This window comes from Pacificibacter sp. AS14 (assembly GCF_038899935.1).
In the GTDB taxonomy this organism is placed as follows: Bacteria; Pseudomonadota; Alphaproteobacteria; order Rhodobacterales; family Rhodobacteraceae; genus Celeribacter.
The window spans coordinates 1-17,545 of sequence record NZ_JBBMQI010000031.1 but is presented as its reverse complement, the minus strand read 5'-3'; the positions used below and the strand labels follow the sequence as shown (position 1 = coordinate 17,545).

15 protein-coding genes and 1 pseudogene are annotated in these 17,545 nt (G+C 52.7%); 4 read left to right on the top strand and 12 right to left on the bottom strand.

Features of this window, described 5'->3' with window-relative positions:
- Positions 1-287 precede the first annotated feature (287 nt).
- Positions 288-557 (bottom strand): transposase, encoded by a 270-nt coding sequence (locus WNY38_RS17690; protein WP_342858690.1) that lies wholly within the window; start codon positions 555-557, stop codon positions 288-290.
- On the opposite strand from WNY38_RS17690, the gene WNY38_RS17685 reads away from it, so the two are divergent.
- Both WNY38_RS17685 and WNY38_RS17680 read left to right on the top strand, forming a co-directional pair.
- Complete coding sequence (locus WNY38_RS17685) at positions 541-807, top strand: Fic family protein (protein ID WP_342858689.1); 267 nt, start codon at positions 541-543, stop codon at positions 805-807. The genes WNY38_RS17690 and WNY38_RS17685 overlap by 17 nt on opposite strands.
- Positions 761-886 (top strand): annotated as a pseudogene (locus tag WNY38_RS17680) (integrase core domain-containing protein); the annotation flags it as partial. The gene WNY38_RS17685 and the pseudogene WNY38_RS17680, both read left to right, overlap by 47 nt.
- Positions 887-945: 59 nt before the next feature.
- Here WNY38_RS17680 and WNY38_RS17675 read toward each other — a convergent pair.
- Positions 946-3,507, bottom strand: a complete 2,562-nt coding sequence (locus WNY38_RS17675; protein WP_342858688.1) for an FAD-dependent oxidoreductase — start codon at positions 3,505-3,507, stop codon at positions 946-948.
- Positions 3,508-3,669: 162 nt separating this feature from the next.
- On the opposite strand from WNY38_RS17675, the gene WNY38_RS17670 reads away from it, so the two are divergent.
- Positions 3,670-4,707, top strand: a complete 1,038-nt coding sequence (locus tag WNY38_RS17670) for a GlxA family transcriptional regulator (RefSeq protein ID WP_342858687.1) — start codon at positions 3,670-3,672, stop codon at positions 4,705-4,707.
- Positions 4,708-4,744: 37 nt separating this feature from the next.
- Here WNY38_RS17670 and WNY38_RS17665 read toward each other — a convergent pair whose 3' ends face one another.
- The 9 genes from WNY38_RS17665 to WNY38_RS17625 form a co-directional block, all read right to left on the bottom strand.
- A complete protein-coding gene (locus WNY38_RS17665) occupies positions 4,745-6,145 on the bottom strand; it encodes an L-serine ammonia-lyase (RefSeq protein WP_342858686.1) in 1,401 nt (466 codons plus the stop codon).
- 10 nt (positions 6,146-6,155) lie between these two features.
- Positions 6,156-6,728, bottom strand: a complete 573-nt coding sequence (locus tag WNY38_RS17660; RefSeq protein ID WP_342858685.1) for a sarcosine oxidase subunit gamma — start codon at positions 6,726-6,728, stop codon at positions 6,156-6,158.
- Positions 6,729-6,741: 13 nt separating this feature from the next.
- The gene (locus WNY38_RS17655) at positions 6,742-9,744 is read right to left on the bottom strand and encodes a sarcosine oxidase subunit alpha (protein WP_342858684.1); all 3,003 of its coding nucleotides are present in this window, start codon (positions 9,742-9,744) and stop codon (positions 6,742-6,744) included.
- Positions 9,741-10,043 (bottom strand): sarcosine oxidase subunit delta, encoded by a 303-nt coding sequence (locus tag WNY38_RS17650; protein WP_342858683.1) that lies wholly within the window; start codon positions 10,041-10,043, stop codon positions 9,741-9,743. The genes WNY38_RS17655 and WNY38_RS17650 overlap by 4 nt, the downstream gene beginning before the upstream one ends.
- A gap of 14 nt (positions 10,044-10,057) precedes the next feature.
- Positions 10,058-11,311 carry a sarcosine oxidase subunit beta family protein gene (locus tag WNY38_RS17645; RefSeq protein WP_342858682.1) on the bottom strand — a complete coding sequence of 418 codons (1,254 nt, stop codon included), beginning with the start codon at positions 11,309-11,311 and terminating at the stop codon, positions 10,058-10,060.
- Positions 11,312-11,432: 121 nt separating this feature from the next.
- Positions 11,433-12,527 carry a hybrid-cluster NAD(P)-dependent oxidoreductase gene (locus WNY38_RS17640; protein WP_342858681.1) on the bottom strand — a complete coding sequence of 365 codons (1,095 nt, stop codon included), beginning with the start codon at positions 12,525-12,527 and terminating at the stop codon, positions 11,433-11,435.
- Positions 12,524-13,798, bottom strand: a complete 1,275-nt coding sequence (locus tag WNY38_RS17635; protein ID WP_342858680.1) for an aromatic ring-hydroxylating dioxygenase subunit alpha — start codon at positions 13,796-13,798, stop codon at positions 12,524-12,526. Before WNY38_RS17635 ends, WNY38_RS17640 begins: the two co-directional genes overlap by 4 nt.
- 295 nt (positions 13,799-14,093) lie before the next feature.
- The gene (locus WNY38_RS17630; RefSeq protein WP_342858679.1) at positions 14,094-14,846 is read right to left on the bottom strand and encodes a class II aldolase/adducin family protein; all 753 of its coding nucleotides are present in this window, start codon (positions 14,844-14,846) and stop codon (positions 14,094-14,096) included.
- The gene (locus tag WNY38_RS17625; protein ID WP_342858678.1) at positions 14,843-15,982 is read right to left on the bottom strand and encodes a TauD/TfdA family dioxygenase; all 1,140 of its coding nucleotides are present in this window, start codon (positions 15,980-15,982) and stop codon (positions 14,843-14,845) included. The genes WNY38_RS17630 and WNY38_RS17625 overlap by 4 nt, the downstream gene beginning before the upstream one ends.
- 108 nt (positions 15,983-16,090) lie before the next feature.
- Here WNY38_RS17625 and WNY38_RS17620 point away from each other — a divergent pair, with 108 nt between their 5' ends.
- Positions 16,091-16,981 (top strand): LysR substrate-binding domain-containing protein, encoded by an 891-nt coding sequence (locus tag WNY38_RS17620; RefSeq protein ID WP_342858677.1) that lies wholly within the window; start codon positions 16,091-16,093, stop codon positions 16,979-16,981.
- A 156-nt stretch (positions 16,982-17,137) separates the two neighbouring features.
- Here the strand turns inward: WNY38_RS17620 and WNY38_RS17615 are convergent.
- Positions 17,138-17,545: hypothetical protein (locus tag WNY38_RS17615; RefSeq protein ID WP_342858676.1), on the bottom strand; the 408-nt coding region annotated here is incomplete at its 5' end.

The following is a 17,545-nucleotide window of genomic DNA, read 5'->3' as shown; positions in this document are numbered from 1 at the left end:
CATCGCAAGACCTTGCAATATCAGACGCCAGCAGAGAAGTTCGCACAGTGTGTTGCGTCGACCAGTTGAGATCGCCGCTTAAAGCGGACACTGATGCAGTTGCAACGAACGGCAGTTAAGTCCCACAGACGGTTTGCCCTTCAGCGACAATAACCAGCCGTTCTGGGTAAACACGAAGACTGACAGGGCGGTTCGCAAAGCTGGCAGGCACGCTGTACCGATTACGTTCAAAGGTGACATGCATGATACGGCAGAGAAACTCTACGGGCCAAACTTTTTTCCAGGTGTCAATAAAGGCGAACCTCACCCACTGCCTTTTTTAGCACCTTCCTCTCCTCGCGAAGGAGTTGGATTTCTTTGCGAAGGCGGGTGTTCTCTTTTTCAACGTCTTCGTGTGGTCCTGACATCAGGTCGTTATGCTGGTGCTGTTGAACCCATTTGTTCAGCGTCGAGAGCCCAACACCCAAATCCGATGAAAGCTGGGGCCGCGTTAAGCCGCTGGTCGTCGCCATCTGCACTGCGTCACGCCGGAACTCTTCTGTGTATCTTTTTGCCATTCCATATCTCCTTCATAGAAAACATTGCTCGAAAGAGACCGGAACTAAAACGGGGCAAGACAAATCCTGCAAAGCCAGCTCATACGTACCGCTAGAGGCCGCAGCACGGTTTCATCATCGCGTGGTTCAAATTCACCCCTTCCCGAACGGCAATGGTCGTCATGCGCGCATTGCGGCAGACGTGCTTCTGGGCGACTACTACGATCAGGGCTGCAGTCGAAAAGTTTGTGACTTGGCGCAGATACTATAACGAAGAACGGCCCCACAGCGCGATTGGAAATAAGTCACAAATCATGCTTGTAAGATCAGAAGGTGATACCAGCCCGCCGATCAGAGCAAAGCTGGAATTCTTTAGATCAAACCGGTCCAAGGTTGAGGGCACATGCACTTAGCTGCGGGGTTTGATGTTTTCTGGATCATACAAGGGGGCATATCCGATCCCTGCGACCTCAACAGTGTACACTTCATCAAAATAAGTCACGTGGAGTATGCGGCCCAATTCGCAATACTCATGTGGTAGATACGCCAGCGCGATGTTTTTCCCGATGGTTGGACCGTAAGCGACAGATGAGGTGTAGGATCGGCGACCCAGTGTATCCACAAGAACTTCATTTGTGTTTGGATCGAGCACAGGCATCGTGGTGTTGGGGTAGCGCGCCGCTCCGTTTTTATCGACGTTGTCCGTCATGACCAACGTGCATAGCGTAGCCGGTTGATGCGCACGCTCGCGGTACTCAAGGTGCTTTGCTTTGCCGTGGAAGTCAGCTTCTTTGACCTTGGGGCGCGCCAAATTGGCTTCATACAAGTTGTATTGAGTGTTCAAGTCAGCGTTCTGTAAGCGCAAAGATTTCTCCAAACGGCGCGAGTTGGCATAGGTCTCAACACCCACTGCCATCACGCCAGCATCGCGCAGCGCATCCCAAACGGCGAGACCGTCTTCATAGCGCATGTGCAGTTCCCAGCCTTGCTCACCCACGTAAGAAATGCGAAACGCGGAGATTGTTTTACCAGCGATTTCGATGTTTTTGATTGCAGCGAAAGGGAAGTTCTCCACGTCCAACATGTTTGGATCGTCAACAACTTTCTTGAGGTTTGCACGTGCATTCGGCCCCCAAATGCCGATCGTTGTATAGTCTTCCGTGACGTCGGTAATTGTCACGTCGAGCCCGCGATCTTGGGCCATGCGTTTCATATACATCAAATCGCGCGGGCCTGCGTCGGCACCGTTCACGAGACGGCAGACATCATTCATACGAAAGACGGTAAAGTCCGCACGTACATTGCCTTGCGCATCGAGCATATGTGTGTAGATGCCCTTGCCAATCATGGTGTCGCCGCCGATTTTCGCCGCGCAAAGATATTCCATAAGCGCGACGTGATCGGGGCCAGAGATGTCGGTCATATGAAAGTGGGAGAGATTGATGAGGCCGCAATCATTGCTCATTTCGAGCTGCTCCGCATTGGACACGCGCCAGAAGTGGCGGTTGTCCCATTCGACTTCGCGCACCGGCACTTGGTCTGCATATTTTTCCAACAGATGATTGTTTGCTGCGTAACCATGCGCACGCTCCCAGCCACCCAGCTCCATAAAGTGACCACCTAATTCCACTTCGCGTTCATAGAATGGCGAACGGCGTATACCGCGCGACTTGGAGAACGGCTCACGTGAGTGAACGGGGGGATTGTAAATCTTCTTCGCAGTCTCCCAACACCGATCATAGATGTATTGTTCTTCGAGCTGGAAGTCGCTGAAACGCGCGTAATCAATGGAGTTGTGATCAATATCGGTGCGGCCCTTGGTCATCCAATCGGCAATCAACTTGCCCATACCCGGTCCGTCTTTTACCCAAATCGCAACTGCATACCAAAGTCCACGCAGTTTGCGGCTTTCCCCCATGGAAGGCCCGCCATCGGTGGTGGTTTGCAGCAGGCCGTTGAAGGAATGACTCTCGTTGAAGCCCAACTCAGCCAAAATAGGCGTCAGCTCCATCGCGCGCTCAAGTGGCTCGATGACATCTTCAAGCTCAAGGTCACGTTGTGACGGAGATAAGCGGGCCTTGTCTTTTTCAAGAATTTCACGCGGGTGAACAAGGCGTGGATCTTCCTCGTAGTAATAGCCCCATTCGATTTGGCCACCTTCGCTGGTCGTGGGGTCGCCAGTGTCGCGCAAATAAGCAGAGTTACCCTGATCGCGCAAAAGTGGACGACCAATTTCAAGGCCTGTGCCTTCAAATTCGTTGTATGGACCAAAGAAGGTGAGCGGGTGATCCACTGGCATCACAGGCAGATCCTCTCCGGCAAGATCTGCGACCAAGCGTCCCCAGATACCTGCGCAGACCACAACATGATCGGCGTAGATGTCACCGCGAGAGGTCTTAACGCCTGTCACGCGGCCATCTTTGGTGATGAGCTCTAGAGCCGGTGTATTGGCGAAAGACTGAAGTTTGCCAGACTTTTCTGCGTTATCAACCAATTTGCCGGCAACGGTTTGCGAGCGCGGGATAACCAAACCTGCATCGGGGTCCCACATCGCGGCTTGGATTTGATCTTCTTCTAAAAGTGGAAACTTTTCCTTGGCCTCACTGGCTGTGATCATTTTCACATTGGTTCCAAAGGCGCGCCCAGAATCGCAGCGACGCTTGAGTTCTTCAAGACGCTCATCATCGCCAACACGTGCAACTTCAAGTCCGCCAATCCGTGCGTAATTTCCCATCTTTTCATAGAAATCCATGGAGTACATGGTCGTCCAAGTCGAGAGCAGATCATGGCTGGTCGCATAGCAAAAATCGGAGGCGTGCGCTGTGGAGCCGATATCCGTAGGGATGCCGGATTTATCGATTCCGACAATGTCATCCCAGCCGTTTTCGACGAGATGGTGCGCGACGGACGCACCGACGATACCGCCCAAACCAACAATTACGACACGGGCTTTGCTTGGAAATGTTGCCACAGCGGGAAATCCTTTGAAGTTCGATCTTGATTTCTTTTGCAAAAACCAACTCTGTTACCATTATACTGCGGTTCTTTTGCGCCAAGAAATAGAAGGATTGCGTCACTTCCAGATGAACGCTACGACAGCTTATCTATGCTGTTCTCAGGGTTGGGTCATATTATGCAGTCTACATCTTCTCGCATGGCGCAGCGGCGCGCAAACACTCCAGCCAAGGGCGGGCCTCGCCTGTCTGTCGGGTTCATTCTCGCGCGGCAATTTACCCTGTGCGCTTTCGCAAACTTCGTGGATGTCTTGCGGCTTGCTGCAGATGACGGTGATCGTAGCCGGCCAATTCTATGTGATTGGACCGTGCTCTCAGATACGATGGATCCAGTGATGTCGAGCTGTGGTATCACGGTGTTGCCGAAAGAGCGGTTGAGTGATCCAAAGCGCTTTGATTACATTGTCGTTGTCGGTGGTTTGCTCGATGATGCCCCCAATCTGAGCCAAGCGGCATCGCGGTATTTACATCGCGCCGCTGAAGCTAAAGTGCCGCTGATCGGCATTTGCTCTGGTGCGTTTTCACTGCATGATATCGGGCTGTTGAAAGGGTATAAATGCTGTGTGAGCTGGTTTCATCATTCGGATTTTTTAGAGCAATTTGACGGTTTGAATCCGGTTTCAGATCAAATCTTTGTTGTAGACCGGGATCGTTTGACCTGTTCGGGTGGCGCGAGTTCGGCGCATTTGGCTGCGTATTTGGTTGATAAACATGTGGGGCAAGCGCAGGCGCGCAAAAGTTTACACATCATGATCATCGATGACGCTTTGTCTCAGGATGAACCTCAGCCGGGACTACCCTTGAATATGAAGACACGTGATCCAATTGTGCAGCGGGCGCTTTTATTGATGCAGCAAAATGTTGATACACCCATCTCTGTTCAAGATATCGCAATACGTTTGGGCAATAGTAAGCGCCAGATTGAACGGCACTTTCGGTTGTCTTTGGACACATCGCCGCAAGCAGCCTACTTGGATATGCGTTTGGACCTCGCCAAACATAAGATTGAGAAAACCTCTAAGTCCGTGGCGCAGATTGCAATGGATTGCGGATTTTGCGATTCCTCACATTTAAGTCGTATGTTCCGCAGAAAGTTTGGCGGGACGCCGCAATCTTTGCGTCAACAGAAACAAGAGGCAGATAACGCGCTTGCATAAGTTACAGTTTCGACAGAATTCCGACACAAGAGATCACTCAGCATTCGGGTAAGTTCACCGCAATGCCGCCAGTGGATGTCTCCTTATATTTAGCGTTCATATCGAGGCCCGTTTCAAGCATCACTTGAATGCAATTGTCGAGCGGCATGAAGTGTTGGCCGTCACCGCGCAGAGCGAGGGAGGCAGCGGAAACCGCTTTGATAGCACCAAGAGCGTTGCGTTCGATACAAGGAACTTGCACCAAGCCGGCGGCAGGATCACAGCTCATGCCTAAGTGGTGCTCCAAGGCGATCTCAGCGGCATTTTCAATTTGTTCATTCGTGCCGCCGAGGACACTGCAAAGCCCAGCAGCAGCCATTGCTGCGGCAGAGCCAACTTCGCCTTGACAGCCCACTTCTGCGCCAGAAATAGACGCGTTGTGTTTTATTAATCCGCCGATGGCGGAAGCAACCAGTAAAAATTCATGCACCTTTGCATCGGTCGCTCCGAGGCAGTGCTGGCGGTAGTAGCGCATCACGGCTGGAATAACACCAGCTGCACCATTGGTCGGCGAAGTTACAACACGCCCACCTGCCGCGTTTTCTTCATTCACGGCAATGGCGTAAACGCTTATCCAATCGTTGATGATATGCGGTGGCATAGTATTGGAGCCTCGTTCGGCCAGAAGTGAGGTATGAATTCCCTTGGCGCGGCGTTTCACATTCAGGCCGCCAGGCAAAATACCTTCGATGCTCAGGCCGCGATCAATGCAGGCGTTCATTGCATCTATGAGAACCGTGAGTTTAGCGTCGAGCGTATCAGGGTGTAAAACGCGCTCATTGGCCTCTTTCATTTGGGCGATGGTTTTACCAGAGGCCGCGCCCATATCGAGCATTTCGCGCGCTGTGCTGAACGGGTAGGGGAAAGCTTGCGAAGCTCGGCGATCTTTGGGGGGATTTTTACTTGCCTTCAACTCCTCAGCAGTCAGAATGAAGCCGCCACCGATAGAGAAGAATGTACGGGTTTGATATAGGTTTCCAACGGTGTCATAGGCGCTCAAAGTTAAGCCGTTGGCATGCCCTTCTAAGGGGGGGCCCCAGTCAAAAACGAGATCACTTTCCGGATCAAACCGAAGCGGGCTGTGTCCGTCGGGGTGTACAGTCTTTTCGCGGCGCACCTGTGCTTCGATTTCCACTGCAGCATCAGGATCAAGGGTTTCTGGAAGGAAGCCGCAAAAACCGAGAATGATTGCGCGATCCGTTGCGTGCCCTTTGCCTGTGAAGGCCAAAGATCCGTGCAAACGGGCGCCGAGCCGATGTAATTTCCCTGCGCCTGGGATGATGAGGTTACGGTTGTGTAACTCATCTAAGAAGCGGACGGCCGCAACCATGGGACCCATCGTGTGCGATGAGGAAGGTCCAATTCCGATCTTGAGAACATCAAAAGTGGAGAGAAACATCTCGTGTCCTTTAAGTTGTCGTCGCGCGAGCGGCTTGCTCAGCTGTGATCTCTTTCGTTCCAGTTATGAGCGTTTGGGCAATAAACGGCACGAAACTGTTCCAGACGTCCAAGCGAAACGTGTTCTCGCCATCCCTCCAGAGCGTTGTTGTAGCCACATCAAACAATATGCGCCGTGCGCTGCCGATTTCAAAGGATGCGAGATCGCGGGCACAACCGATGGTCAATAATTCCATGGCAGATTTACCCGCGATAACAAAGCTCAGCTCGCGGAGTGTAATATCCGTCAAGGCGTGAGGGTGATCTGGGTAGATGGACGCGAGGGCACTTTGGATGCCTGCGACTCGATCGAGGTCCGTCACAATAGTCCACTCATCGGGTCCCAAGCACACCACTTCGATGCCATTTTTTTCACTGCGAGCGCCGATCGTGCGGGGGAGTTTCACGCCAAGAGCTTTGTCACAAGCCGTAAGGCCTTTGCGTAAACGCAAAGACAAGCGACCGCGAGGGGCTGCTATCGTGATTTGAGCCTCTGGTGTGGCGATGAGTGTTGAGGCTGAGAGATAAGAGATCTGTTTTGACATGTCTGGTCTCCGATCAAACCTGAGGCTGAATTTTAAGGCGGCTGTTGTCTGGATCGACAAAGACGGTCTCAGTGATTGTCGCAGAAATCGTGCGATCTGACATCGGAATATAGACTTTTTCGCCCATTTTCGCATGCCCGCCTTGAACCAAAGCCATCGCGATGGGCCGATCCGTTGTGCCGCAGTCATAGGACGAGGTCACATGACCTACCATCGTCATCGGTATAGGCTGGTCAGGATCGAAGACAATTTGTGCGCCTTCTTCTAATTTGGACTGATCGTCAGTGAGCAGGCCAACCAGTTGCTTGCGGTTAGGATCTTGCAAGTCCGGCCGCGCAAGGCCGCGCATGCCAACAAAGTCCGGTTTCTTTTTGCCGATAGCCCAACCCATGGCGCAGTCATAGGGTGTGACCGTGCCATCCGTGTCTTGACCGATAATGATGTAGCCTTTTTCAGCGCGTAAAACATGCATCGTTTCCGTGCCGTAAGCGGTGATGCCAAGGTCTTGCCCTGCGGACCAAAGTTGCTCCCAAAGGGTGCGCCCATAGTGAGCGGGCACATTGATCTCGAAGCCAATTTCGCCAGTGAAGCTGACGCGGAACAAGCGTGCTGGCAAACCTGCAACGGTGCATTCTTTGCAAGACATGTGCGGGAAGACGTCTTCCGTGAGCAAAGTGTCCTCAACGAAGGGCTGCAATAATTTCGCTGCATTCGGGCCGTTCAATGCGATTGTGGACCATTGCTCGGTGGTTGACGTAAGCCAAACGTTGAGGTCTGGCCACTCCGTTTGCAAATAGTCTTCCATCATGTTGAGCACGCGCGCTGCACCGCCGGTTGTGGTGGTGACATGGAAGCGGTCTTGGCTCATGCGGCCGATGACACCATCGTCGATGATGTAACCGTCATCGCCGAGCAGCAAACCGTATCGGCACCGGCCATTGGCAAGTTTGGTCCACGGATTGGTGTACATACGGTTCATGAATTCTACGGCGTCAGGACCAACGACTTCGACTTTACCCAAAGTTGACGCGTCAAACATCCCAACACCTGCGCGCGTTGCGGCGCACTCTCGGCGCACAGCGGCGTCCATATCTTCGCCCGCTTGTGGGAAGTAGCGTGCACGGCGCCATTGACCAACCGGCTCAAAGACCGCGCCTTCTTCGCTGGCCCAACTGTCGATTTGCGTTTTGCGCTCAACCTCGAAGTGATCTCCGCGATGGTAGCCTGCAAATGCGCCAAAGGTTGTTGGTGTGTATGGTGGACGGAAGGTGGTGAGGCCCACTTCAGGTTGCTTTTTACCCAAAGCGTCTGCAGCAATATTGAGGCCATTGATGTTCGACATCTTGCCTTGGTCCGTCGCCATGCCGTTGGTTGTGTAACGTTTAACGTGCTCGATAGACCGCATGCCTTCGCGTACCGCAAGACGCAGATCTTTCGCGGTGACGTCATTTTGGTAATCGACAAAGGCTTTGGCTTTGCCGGCACTTTTGTCTGTTGGCAATTCGCGCATGGTCTCGCCACTGCCGGTCCGGTCATGCGTCACAGTGTAACTCTGTGGATCCGCACTTACGCCCAGCTTGGCTAGACTGGCAGCCGCTCGTGCTGCACCATCTGCGAGCACGGTTTCAATACCCCAGAGACCGCGAGAGGCGCCTGCGATGACGCAATCTTCTGGCGTATCTTTGGGCAGAAATGTTGAGAGGTCATCATTCCAATCCAAGCTGCCCTTGGTGTGTGAGAACAAGTGCAATGATGGTGTCCAGCCGCCAGACATCAAGAGGGCGTCACAATTGATCCATTCCCCCCTCCCAACATTGCCGTCAGTAACGGGATTTATACGGACACGTTTGATGCGCAAACGGCCGCTCGTGGCTGTCACAGTGTGATTGATTTTGATCGAAATGTTGCGAGATTTGGCTGCGTCTCTTAAGGCCTCTGGCACGTTGGAGCGCGTATCGACGATGACCTGCACCGCGGCGCCGGCATCGTGCAAATCGAAGGCGGCGTACCATGCGCTGTCGTGACTTGTGACGACAGCTGGAACCGTGCCAACCTTGACGCCGTAGCGGTTCAAGTAGGTTTGAGCAGAGCCTGCCAGCATAATACCTGGACGATCATTGCCGTGGAAAATGAGCGGCTTTTCGAGAGCGCCTTGCGCCAAGACGACGTGTTTGGCACGCACGTGCCACATGCGTTCGCGCGGCGTATCTGCGGGCAAATTCGGCAAGTGATCGGTGAGTTTCTCGACCATGCCGATGAAGTTCTGATGGTAGTAGCCGATCGCTGTGGTGCGGGTCATCATTTTGACACCTGCAGCTTCGAGGGAGGCCAGTTCAGCCGCAAGCCAATCCCATGCGGGGATGTTGTCGATATCCATGTTTGGCTCAGACAAAAGCGTGCCGCCCATTTCCGTATTCTCATCGACCAAGACAACAGACAGACCTTTGCCGGCCGCCGTGCGTGCTGCGGCGATGCCTGTGGGGCCTGCGCCTACAATTAAAACATCGCAGTGTAAGTTGCGCGAGGCGTATGTGTCTGGATCCTCTTCGCTTGGGGCCACACCAAGACCGGCAGCAGCACGAATGAAAGGCTCGTAAACTTTGTCCCAAAAAGAACGAGGCCACATGAAGGTTTTGTAGTAAAATCCAGCTGAGAACATCATGTAAGCGGCGTCATTGACGGCCCCTACGTCCCATTTCAAGCTGGGAAATTTGTTCTGCGATGTGGTCTTAAGGCCATCCCAAATTTCTTGCACAGTTGCGCGGGTGTTCGGCTCAAACCGGCCAGGTCCGCGGCGTGTGCCAATGAGTGCGTTTGGCTCTTCAGAGCCTGCCGCAACAGGGCCGCGCGGGCGGTGGTATTTAAAGGAACGGCCCATGAGATGGGTGCCACTTGCCAGCAATGCGGACGCGACGGTATCGCCTTTGAAACCGGTGTAAGATTTACCGTCAAACGTGAAGGTGACAGGTGTTGAAGTGTCGACGCGGCCTCGTCCTTTGACACGATATTTGTTCATGTTTCATCTTTCAGTAGCTCAGATAGGTCAGGGCGCGTCTCGCCGGCTTTGTAGGTCGCGTGAAAGCGGTCAGTCACCGTATCGCGCACAGCATTGAAAAAACGTCCGCAGCCATGTAGGTGGCGCCAGCGTTCAAAATGTGGCCCTTTGACGTTGGAGCGCAAAAATAAAAACTCTTCCCACTGTTCATCGGTTTGGTCAGCAGGGCGATCGGGACGCACAATATGGGCCTCGCCAGCGTAGCTAAATTCGACTTCGGGCAAGGTTTCCTTGCAGTAAGGACAGTGAATTAAAAGCATTTCAAACTCTTTCCTTAGTGAGCCACGGCGGCGGCGGCGGCTTCGTCGATCAGACGGCCCGTGCGAAAGCGGTCCAACGTAAACGGTGCGTTGATGGGGTGCGGTTCGTCTTTTGCGATGGTGTGCGCAAAGACATGCGCCGCGCCTGGAGTGGCTTTAAACCCGCCGGTGCCCCAGCCGCAGTTTACGTATAGGTTGGGCACAGGTGTTTTGCCCACAATAGGTGAACGGTCGGGTGTGTTGTCGACGATGCCGCCCCATTTGCGCAGCATCCGCATGCGGTTAAAGATCGGGAAGACCTCTGAGATCGCCGCAACTGTATGCTCAATAAGAGGTAACCCGCCGCGCTGTGAATAGGACGTGTATTGATCCGTGCCAGAGCCTATCACCAGTTCGCCTTTGTCAGATTGGCTGCAATATGCATGCACAGCATTCGACATGACAACGCATGGGAAAACAGGTTTTACGGGCTCAGACACCAGCGCTTGCAAAGGATAGCTTTCGAGCGGTAAGCGCACGCCGGCTGTTTGCATCACAACGGAGGTATGGCCCGCGGCACAGACCCCAACTTTCTTAGCCTTGATAAAGCCCTTCGCAGTATCGACGCCTGAAACTGAACCGTCAGCATTACGGCGAATGGCCGTGACTGCGCAGTTTTGAATGATGTCAACGCCGCGCTCTGCTGCGCCGCGTGCATAGCCCCAAGCCACCGCATCGTGGCGCGCTGTACCCGCACGCTTTTGCAAAGCGCCGCCCATCACAGGGTAGCGCGCGTCAGGGGCCGTATTGAGAGGCGGGCAGAACTCTTTACACTCTTCAGTACTTAGCCATTGGTTATCGACACCATTGAGACGATTGGCATGTACGTGACGCGTGAAGCTTTGCACGTCATGCACATTATGGGCGAGCATCAATACGCCGCGATTGGAATACATGACGTTGTAGTTCAGCTCTTGGCTCAAGTCTTGCCACAGATCTAAAGCGTGGTCGAAGAATTTCGCACTCTCATCATAGAGGTAATTCGAGCGAATAATCGTCGTGTTACGTCCTGTGTTGCCGCCGCCAAGCCAGCCTTTGTCAATGACTGCAATATTGGTGATACCATGTTCTTTCGCCAAATAATACGCCGCGCCCAAACCATGGCCGCCAGCGCCAACGATGATCACATCATACTCGTCCTTGGGCTGGCTGTCTGGCCATTGCTCGGTCCAGTTTTTATGCCCCGTAAAGGCGTGTTTGACGAGATTTAAGGCATTGAAGCGTGTCATCGATCAGCTTTCTTTTGGGGCAGTTTTAAGCAAACAATGCGAGAGGCAAAGCGCGAGGCATAAGGTGGCACTGTGCAGTTGACAGTCCAGTCGTCAGATCCAAAAAAATGGCTCGAGAGAGTTATAGTTCAACTTCAACATTCGACAGCGGAGTTGAGCAGCAAATCAGGATTTTACCTTGATCAATCTCGCGTTTTCGAATGCCGCCACCATGTTGCATATCCACTTCACCGGAGACCAATTGCGACTTACAGGTGCCGCAAATGCCGCGCTGACAAGAAGACATTGGCAAGATACCAGCCTGCTTAGCGGCGGATAGGATTGTCATGCCTGGGCTGACTTCAACAGTGTGGCCGGTTTTGGTGAAATTGACATGGAAGGTATTTCCACTGATCTCTGGGGCCGAGGCGGGCTCTTCAAATGTGCCAGCGGTTTCGGCACCAAAATCGAAGCTCTCTTCATAATAAAGCCCCATGTCATAGCCAGCCTTTTCGAGCATACCGCGAACGCCCTCCATAAAACGTGCAGGTCCACAGCAGAAAATTTTACGCTCCATGAAATCCGGTGACATGAGCGCGAGCATTGGTAACTCAAGGCGGCCAACGAACCCAGTCCAACTGTGGCTGGCTGACGTCGTGTCACAGGTTAGGGCGACCTTAAGGGAAGGGTTCTGACTTGCGAGCAGTTCCAGTTCGCTGCGAAAGATGAGATCTGCTGGGCTACGTGCCGCGTGCACGAAATGCAAATCATGGGGCTCAGACAAATCACAAGCGGTGCGCGTCATGGACATCATCGGGGTGATACCGCTGCCAGCAGAGATGAACAAAAGCTTTTCTTCCGCATTGGCATCTGCGGTAAATTCACCGCCGGGTCCCGACACGGAAACTTCTTTGCCCGGAAGCATGTTGTCATGCAGCCAATTTGACGCTGGCCCGCCTGGAACGCGCTTCACAGTGATCTCGACGCGATAAGGTCGTGCAGCAGATCCTGACATCGTATAACTGCGTGTTACCATCCCATCGACAGGCAGTTCAAACGTCATGAACTGCCCTGGATAGAAGCGAAAATCGCGTGGTTCGCGGCCAGAAAAGACAAAGGTCTTCACATCGTGGGTTTCTTGGCGCACTTGACGACAGACCAATATGTCATCCACTTCCGGATCCCAAAGCGGCACGCCGCTGGCTTCGGTTAGGATTTCTTGAGGGGCGTTGGTCATGCTTTTGTAGCCTTGGGTTTTGAGGTAGCGAAGTGGTCAGCAAGCCGCGCAATGTACCACGCAGCGAAGGACTCTACGTGAGGCTCTGTGAACTTTGAATAGGGTCCCTGCTGATAGCCAGATTGCGCGACACCAAGCTGCGCAATGCGCACCAGGTCGGCATCTTGTTGGTTGGTATATTTCCAAACCTGTGTGAGATTGTCGAGAGTGTAATCCTCCCCTTCCATCGCATCTTTATTCACAAGCCACGTTGTGCGCACGAGGGTGCGGTCTGAGGACAATGGTAGGACTGAAAAGGTCACAATGTGATCGCTCATAAGGTGGTGCCAAGAATTGGCTGAGGTCCAAAAGGACAATCCGCCAAGTTTTGGGTCTGTAAAATCTCCGAGGAGTTTCTTGGAGGCAATTTTTGTGTCAACGGTGTGAGACTCGCCTTCCCACATAAGCGGCAAGCGCATTGTGCGAAAACCGCTTATATCTGATAAAAACTCTTGCTCGGCCGACGGAAGGCCTGACGCTTCCCAACGTGCGTGATTTTCTTCAATATCTTCCACATACTTATTTGCCTCTTCAGAACGGCGCTCGTCCATCTCATCAGGAGAGAAGCCGAAACCAAATTCAGAAAGTGGTACTGTCAGTTGCGGGTGGTTGCCTGCGCAGTGGTAGCACTCACGATTGTTCTCCATGGCAAGTTTCCAGTTGCCCTCTTCAACGAGGTCGGAAACATGGGCAACTTTGCAATTGGCGATATCATGCGGGGCCAAGTAGGGTGTCATCACCTCAGCGAATTTTTCGATATCTTGTGGGGGATCTTTGGCGAGACAAATAAACAACAAGCCAGCAATGGAGCGCACATGCACTGAGCGCAAACCGTGGCACGTGCGGTCGAATTCGGAACCCATGTGATCCGCAAGGATCAACTCGCCATCTTCACTGTAGGTCCAGCCATGATAGCGGCACACGATGTTGCCAATGGTGGTTGATGCTTCGTCGATTAATTTTGCGCCACGATGGCGGCACACGTTGTGAAATCCGCGCACTTCGTCGTCGTCGCCACGCAAAAGCAAAACGGATGTGTCGCCCACCTCAACAGTGATGCAGTCGCCGGGCTCTGGAAGCTCCGGCTCAACGGCCACGAAAATCCATTGCTTTTTGAAGATGACATCGAGATCAAGTTTGAAAATGTCTGCGTCGGTATAAAATGGAGCTTCGAGAGTCTTATAAGCCTCGCGGTCTTCTACCATTTTGGGGATGTCTGTGATGTCACGCATGGGCGAATACCTAGGTTATATCGAAGTGGTCAAAAGGGGATGATGCCTGTGTCGGTGGACTGTCGGATAAAGAGCGGCTTGAATGCGGTGCAGCACGACCCTCAGTGGAATGCCCTGTGAGACTGCAATGCGCGTGATCAGTGTATATTCTTAGGAGTGCAAAGCCTGCGATAGAAGCGGAAGGTCAAAAATCCAGTACATTTGCGACGCATGGGCGACGAAAGCAAATAAGATAATAGCGCGCTGTGTGCCAAAATCTTTTTTGTAGTGAGTGCCTTAACTTAAGAGAACGTGGTTAGTTTTTTAGGGGCGGCAATTGTGATTTTAAGAACTCAAAATGGTGCTCTGCCATGCCAGCATAATCACGCCAGCCATCGGCTGTGTTTTGAGCTATGGCGTCTGAGAGCACAGCCAGAGGCGCTCCAGTTGACCGCGCGAGGATTAAAGTCTGCGCTGCCTTTTCGAAGAAATATAAATCTTCAAACGCTGCCGCTACAGTGTCGCCAACAACCGTCACGCCGTGGTTGCCCATCACCAAAACGGATTTTTCACCCAAGGCTGCGGCCAAACGTTCGCCTTCCTCGTCTGCATCTGCAATGCCCCCGAAGTCGAGATCATAGGCCGTGCGACCGTAAAAACGCGCTGTGTTGTTATCGACCGGCACCAGCGTGGGGTCCGCTAAACATGCAAGAGCTGTGGCGTAAGGAGAGTGCGCGTGGAGCACAACGCGGGCCGATGGCAGTTTGCGGTGAAGTGTTCCGTGGACGCACCAAGCCGATGCATCGGGGGGGTCGCTGCGGCTTAGAACTGTCTTATCGTCGCTGTCGAGATACAGCAAATCGCAAGGTTGAATGGTTCCAAAATGACGCCAACGCGGGTTCAAAAGGAATTTTTTGCCATCTTCAGACGTTGCTGCGCTGAAGTGGTTGCCCACAGATTCACTCCACCCAAGCTGATGGCAAATTCGAAAAGCTGCTGCTAAGTCTTGGCGCAAAACAGTCGGGTCGGGCGGGCTTGCTTCAAAGGAGCTTGGGGTCAGATGGTTCATGACTTGAAGCGTCCTTCGCTGACGAGTGCACGGTAGTTTGAACGCATTTCTGCGCGGTCAGTATAGGTGCCACGTAGATACCGCTCGCCACTCGAAGCGGTATATGCAGCGCGACCATGAACGATGCGATGGTTGTCAAAGACCATGCATTCTCCAGCTTTCATGAGGAAACTCATCATGTATTTTTCCTCTTGTAGCATCTTCCCGAAGCGGCAGAATGCGGGGTAATATTTGTCGAGTAAATCTTGAGGTAAGTCAATAATATCAAGCATATGCTGGCTGATTGTCAGGCCAGAAACTTCACCATGCGCATCGAGTTCTATGACGGTTTGACGCGAGCGCATGTCGTATGTGTCATGCTCGCAATAGAACGGCACAGAAATTTCAGAGAGGAGTTTGAAACCCTCAGGGTCGCGGTGGCGAAAATCATTCGCGACAGCCACGCCATCCGCGTAAATGCTCATACCTCCGTCGACGGAGTTGGCCCGGCAATGCAAAAATTGGATGCCTGGCGCATGCTCTTCAGCAGGTGTGTCTGTGTGCAGTTCGAGCGCCCCCGCGGTGAAGGCAGAGTTTGTTGGGTTGATATAGGTTTTTACATCGAAGTAATCGCCAAAGAATGTTGGTCGCACTGTGCCGATCATGTTGGCAGTCTCTGTCAACGCCTCATCGGTGTCAGGCATGTCGGTGAGGATGACAAAGCCTTGGACCAGCATCGCTTCCATCCAAGCTTTACGTGTTTGAGGATTTGATTTGAGCTCTGGCTGGCTGAAGCGCGGCACGTTTTCATAATGATCAGCATACCATGCCTCGCGCTGCATATCTGCTGGATCGTAACGCGGTTTTTTTGAACTGTAAGCTTTGAGCCATTCTATTGGAAAGCGTGTGATATGGTCTTCGCCACTCCAGTCGATGACGAGAACGTCGCCTTCGATGTGCGCTGATGCTGCGCGCGGTGCCGCTTCTAGGTGAAAGATATCAAAGCTACGTTCGCGCGTAGAGGCGTTGAATGAACTTGGGCAATTGTCGCGCAACCAGTGGTAATTGAAATACTGACTGGAGTTGTTTGAAAGGGTCACGCAAAGACCGTTTTTTTGCAAAGCGATAGATGTCCGTTCTGGAGCGATTATATTCATGGCATTTCTCGGCGCTGATTTAGAGTTGTTTCCAAGAAAGCTTGTCATGACTTTTGTTTTTCGGATAGCCGGAATAGCATTCAGTTAAGTTAACTCAGAGGTTATGCTATGGATCACTTGCCGCCCCTTAGATTGTTGACGACCTTTGAAATGGTCGCACGGCTTGGTTCGATGCGTGAAGCCGCAGCTGCCTTGAATGTGACGCAACCTGCCATCAGCCAGTCCTTGCGCACCTTGGAGGACTATGTTGGCGCAACTTTACTGGACAGAAAAACGCGACCAGCAAGTCTCACAGATACGGGACACATTTTGGCACGGGCAACTCGTGAGGGGCTTGGCCAAATTTCGGCGGCTGTAGAAGATATCCGAACGATGAACGGCGGGAGTGATCAGCATGTGACGGTTTCGTGTACATTGGGAATGGCGACTTACTGGTTGATGCCACGTCTGTCCGGATTTTACGCACAGTATCCTGATATTGCGGTCAATGTCCAAGCGCCGCCAACGGACCTGCCGTCCCTTGCGCCAGGGATCGATGTGGCCATACGCTATGGCACTGGTGGATGGCCAGAGGGCACAACGCACAAGCTTTTTGAAGAACGCATTTGTCCTGTTGGTACGCCCGACTTCATCGAGAAACTGCAAAGAAATGGGGTTGGATTGGAAGAGGCGCCTTTGATTCACGTGCGCAGTCATCACAATCAACATTGGGTCAGTTGGGAAGCGTATTTTAAGAAATGCGGAATCGCACGTAAACGATTGGCCGGTCCCAGCTTCAATAATTACGTGCAAGCGGCGCAGACGGTTCTAGATGGCCGCGGGCTGGCGCTGGGCTGGCGGTCTATAAATGGGCGCGATGTCCGCGATGGCACGCTGATGCCTTGGCCCGACGGCGAGGTAGATTTTGACACCTCTTACTATATTACGACAGCCGATCGCCTATCCAAAAGTACGCAGTGTTTTGTGACATGGATCACAGGACTTGATGATCTGACTTAATCTCAGGCACGCTTAATTTTGTTGGCGCATCAATTCGTATGAAAAATATTCCGATTCTGGTCTATTTCAGAGTTCTTATGGAGAATGGGGGGGCGTACTTCATTGAGCGGATTTTTTGGATTCGAATGTGGAAGTGGAAGGGTGATTCCCTCATTTCTAATGGGGTCCAGCCGTGGAATTCAGGTGCGGGGAATGCCAACAACAAATGTCAGCGATACATGAACTAAGTCCTTTTACAGGGTCTTCAACGCTTTGGACGAAAGGCCGTACCAGCGCATCAAGCGCCGTAATCGCGATAAACGGCTGTGCGATAAACGGCTGTGCGCTAACCGGCCCGTAAAGCTGCAATGCTATGGGCAGCACGTAGAAGGCATTGTTGGCGATCACACAGCTCATCGCTAGAAGGATCGATTCCGCAGCGCTGCGTTTCAGGATCTTAGTGGTCAGCAGAAACCCGAGGATGAATACGACCAATTCGGCGCATCGAGTTCTTGACGGATGCCCTTGCACAAGATGGCGCAGCCGCGCCGATCCTGCACCCTGCGATGGCCGACATGTATGCGC